At 68.6% G+C, this 4,002-nt stretch carries 5 protein-coding genes; all 5 read right to left on the bottom strand.

Going from position 1 to position 4,002, the window contains the following annotated elements; translation table 11 throughout:
- A partial coding sequence (locus tag AC2VON_RS22420) for a glycosyltransferase family 4 protein (protein ID WP_486954837.1) occupies positions 1-884 on the bottom strand: 884 nt, incomplete at its 3' end.
- Positions 884-1,834 carry a phosphatidylinositol mannoside acyltransferase gene (locus AC2VON_RS22415; RefSeq protein WP_486954836.1) on the bottom strand — a complete coding sequence of 317 codons (951 nt, stop codon included), beginning with the start codon at positions 1,832-1,834 and terminating at the stop codon, positions 884-886. The genes AC2VON_RS22415 and AC2VON_RS22420, both read right to left, overlap by 1 nt.
- Positions 1,831-2,457, bottom strand: coding sequence for a phosphatidylinositol phosphate synthase (pgsA, locus tag AC2VON_RS22410; RefSeq protein ID WP_486954835.1), 627 nt, complete (start codon positions 2,455-2,457; stop codon positions 1,831-1,833). The genes AC2VON_RS22415 and pgsA overlap by 4 nt, the downstream gene beginning before the upstream one ends.
- Positions 2,454-3,038: an ATP adenylyltransferase gene (locus AC2VON_RS22405; protein ID WP_486954838.1), complete on the bottom strand. Its 585-nt coding sequence runs from the start codon at positions 3,036-3,038 to the stop codon at positions 2,454-2,456. Before AC2VON_RS22405 ends, pgsA begins: the two co-directional genes overlap by 4 nt.
- Before the next feature lie 47 nt (positions 3,039-3,085).
- A partial coding sequence (locus AC2VON_RS22400) for an aminoacyl--tRNA ligase-related protein (protein WP_486954834.1) occupies positions 3,086-4,002 on the bottom strand: 917 nt, incomplete at its 5' end.

Raw genomic sequence — 4,002 nt, 5'->3', positions numbered from 1 at the left:
AGGTCGCTGGCCACCACCGCGGTGCCGGCGGCCATCGCCTCCACCAGCACGATGCCGAAACTCTCCCCGCCGGTGTGCGGCGCGCAGTACACGTCGGAGCTGCGCAACGCCGCAGCCTTCTCGGCGTCGTCGACCTGGCCGAGGATGTGCAGGTGGCTTGCGAATTTGCCTGCTCGGCTTCGTAGTTCGTCCTCGTCGCCATGGCCGACGACCAACAGCTCCACATCGGGAAAACGGTCCACCAGTGCCGGCAACGCACGCAGCAGCACCGCAATACCCTTGCGAGGTTCGTCGTAGCGGCCCAAGAACAGCACCGTGCGACCCGGCCGCGGATAGCCGGGCAGCCGCGGGGCCGAGGCGAACGCAGTCACATCGACACCGTTGGGAATCTCGACTGCGTCGGACCCCAGTGCTTCCATCTGCCAGCGCCGGGCCAGATCGGAGACGGCTATCCGGCCAACGATCTTCTCATGCCAGGGCCGCAGAATCCCCTGGAAGACGGAGAGCGTCAGCGATTTGGTGGTCGAGGTGTGAAACGTCGCCACGATCGGGCCTTCGGCCACCATCAGGGCCAACATCGACAGGCTGGGCGCGTTCGGCTCGTGCAGGTGCAGCACGTCGAAGTCGCCGTCGGTCAGCCACGCTTTGACCTTGCGGTGAGTGGTCGGGCCGAACCGCAGCCGGGCCACCGAACCGTTGTAGGGGATGGGAACGGCCTTGCCGCCGGAGACGACGTAGTCGGGCAGGCTGACGTGGGGTGACGACGGCGCCAGCACGCTGACCTGGTGGCCGCGGTCCCGCATCACCGCGGCCAGCTGCAGCACCTGCGACTGCACCCCGCCGGGCACGTCGAACGAGTACGGGCACACCATGCCGATCCGCATCAGAGCTCTCCGGGTTGATCCAGCCGGGCCCGCTGCGCATCGGAGAGATCGGCCAGCCACTGCGGCTGCAGCATGTGCCAATCGGCCGGGTGCGCAGCGATGCCGGCGGCGAACCGGTCGGCCAGCGCCTGGGTGATGGCTTGGACTCGCTCGGGGCCGTCGCCGCTGGTGCAGTCGAGTTCCGGGTGTATCCGAAAGCCCCAGCCGTCGCCGGAGAACCAACCGTGCACCGGGAACAGTGCCGCTCCGGTGTCGATCGCGAGTTTGGCGGGCCCGGCCGGCATGCGGGTGGGCTCGCCGAAGAAGTCGACCTGCACGCCGCTGCGAGTCAGGTCGCGTTCGGCCATCAGGCACACCACCCGGTTCTGCCTCAGCCGTTCGGCCAGCACCTCGAACGGGGGGCGTCGACCGCCGGTGAGCGGCAGTATCTCGAAGCCGAGGCGCTCCCGATAGCCGACGAAACGCCGGTACAGCGACTCGGGTCTGAGCCGCTCGACCACCGTGGTCAGCCCGCCGAAGGTGTGGACCACCCACACACCGGCCATGTCCCAGTTGCCGCTGTGCGGCAGCGCCAGCACCGCGCCGCGACCCGCTGCCAGCGCGGCGGCCACCCGCTCTTTGCCCGCGACCACGTGATCGAACTGCCGCGCCAGGGCCACGTGGTTCATGGTGGGCAGCCGGAACGCCTCCCGCCAGTAGCGTGCATAGGACGCCAGCGAAGCGCGGATCAGCGCCGACGGCACCTCCACCGGTGCCACACCGATGACGCGAGCCAGGTTGTTGCGCAGCTGATCTGGTCCTCCGCCCAGCGCAGCGTAGCTCGCCCCGGCGTCGAATACGCTGCGGGCAAAGAACTCCGGCATCGTGCGCACAGCAATCCAACCCGCCGCATAGCCTATGTCGCTGACCCTGCCGCGAAGTGCACCCACCCCAGCCGGCAACGTGATCATGGCTCGACAGCTCCCGGCGAGGTGCGCACGGTGTGCAGCCGCTGCACGCAGGTGATCAGGCTGGCCACCGCCAGCACCCACATTGCCACGTGCAGCGCCCACGGCAACGGAAAGCCGGGCAGGTCCGACAACACGGCGCCGACCAGGACGGTGATCAACCGTTCCGGGCGTTCGATGAAGCCCCCGTCGCCGCGCAGCCCGCTGGCTTCGGCCCTGGCCTTGATGTAGGAGATCACCTGCGAGGTCACCAGGCAGATCAGGGTGGCCACCACCAGCGGCGCGCTGCCCAGCCCGAACGCGGCCCACCAGGCCAGCCCGCAGAACACCGCGCCGTCGCTGATGCGGTCGCAGGTGGCGTCCAGCACCGCGCCGAAGCGGCTGCCGCCGCCGCTGAGCCGCGCCATCGCCCCGTCGAGCATGTCGAACAACACGAAGATCCCGACCCCCAGGCCGCCGGCGAACAACCGACCGGTCGGGAACAGCGTCAGCGCGGCCAGCACCGCTCCCGCGGTGCCGACGACGGTGACGATGTCGGGGGTGAACCCGGCTCGCAGAACCACTTTCGCCACCGGCGTGGTGATGCTGGTGAACGCCGCCCTCGACAGGATACGCAGCCGGCTCATGATTGTTCGGCCCACTCGTCGGCCAGCAGCTGGCGGGTGTCGCGCAGCAGCTGCGGGATGACTTTGGAGTTTCCGACGATGGTGATGAAGTTGGCGTCGCCGCTCCAGCGCGGGACGACATGCACGTGCAGGTGCTCGGCGAGCGACCCGCCCGCCGACGTCCCCAGGTTCAGGCCGACGTTGAAGCCGTGCGGGTGCGAAACCGCCTTGATCACCCGGATCGCCTTCTGGATGAACGCCATCAGCTCCGCGCTCTCGGGCTCGGTGAGGTCCTCGATTTCGGAGAACCGCCGGTACGGCACGATCATCAGGTGCCCCGGGTTGTACGGGTACAGGTTGAGCACGGCGTACACGTGCTCACCGCGGGCCACCACCAGGCCGTCCGCGTCGGGCAGGCTGGGGATGTCGGTGAACGGCTGTTCGGATCTCGCCGATCCCGACGCTCCGGACGGATTCCGCTTGAGCGGGGCTTCGGCCAGATAGGTCATCCGGTACGGCGTCCACAACCGCACCAGATGATCGGGCTCGCCGACGCCGCGATCGACGATCGCGCGCTCGTCGCCGTGCTTGATGCGGGTCATCCGCTCCTCGCGCAAGCGCTCCTCGCGGCCGCCGCCGTCGTGGTCAGTCACGTCGCGCCGCCCACCTTCACCGTCTCCGCTGTCGGGGCGGCATTTTCGCGCCCGGCGATCCAGCCGGCAATCGCTGCGACCGCGTCGTCGCGGGGCACTGCGTTGATCTGGGTGCGATCGCCGAAACGGAAGCTCACCGCGCCGGCGGCGACATCGCGGTCGCCGGCCAGCAGCATGAACGGCACCTTCTGGTTGGTGTGGGTGACGATCTTTTTGGCCATCCGGTCATCACCAGAGTCCACCTCGGCCCGGATTCCGTGTGACTTCAGCTGTGCAGCAACATCTTCCAGGTATTCCACGTGGTGATCGGCGACCGGGATGCCGATTACCTGCACCGGCGCCAGCCAGGCCGGGAACGCGCCGGCGTAGTGCTCGGTCAGCACCCCGAAGAACCGCTCGATCGACCCGAACAGCGCCCGGTGGATGAGCACCGGCCGCCGCCGGGTGCCGTCGGGTGCGGTGTATTCCAGGTCGAACCGCTCGGGCATGTTGAAGTCCAACTGGATCGTCGACATCTGCCAGCTGCGCCCGAGCGCATCGGTGACCTGCACCGAGATCTTCGGCCCGTAGAACGCGGCGCCGCCCGGGTCGGGCACCAGGTTCAGCCCGGACGCGGTAGCGACCCCGCGCAGGATGTCGGTCGCCTCGTCCCACACCGCGTCGGCCCCGACGAACTTGTCCGGATCGCGCGTGGACAGTTCCAGGTGGAACTCGTCGAGTCCGTAATCGGCGAGCAGGTCGAGAACGAACCGCAGCAGCGACACCAGCTCGTCGTGCAGTTGCTCACGTGCGCAGTAGATGTGCGCGTCATCCTGCGTCATGCCGCGCACCCTGGTCAGCCCGTGCACCACACCGGAGCGCTCGTAGCGGTACACGCTGCCGAACTCGAAGAGCCGCAGCGGCAGTTCCCGGT

Source organism: Mycobacterium sp. TH-M82 (genome assembly GCF_057473605.1).
The sequence above is the reverse complement of the archived record's forward strand: the minus strand, read 5'-3'. Positions and strand labels throughout refer to the sequence as shown.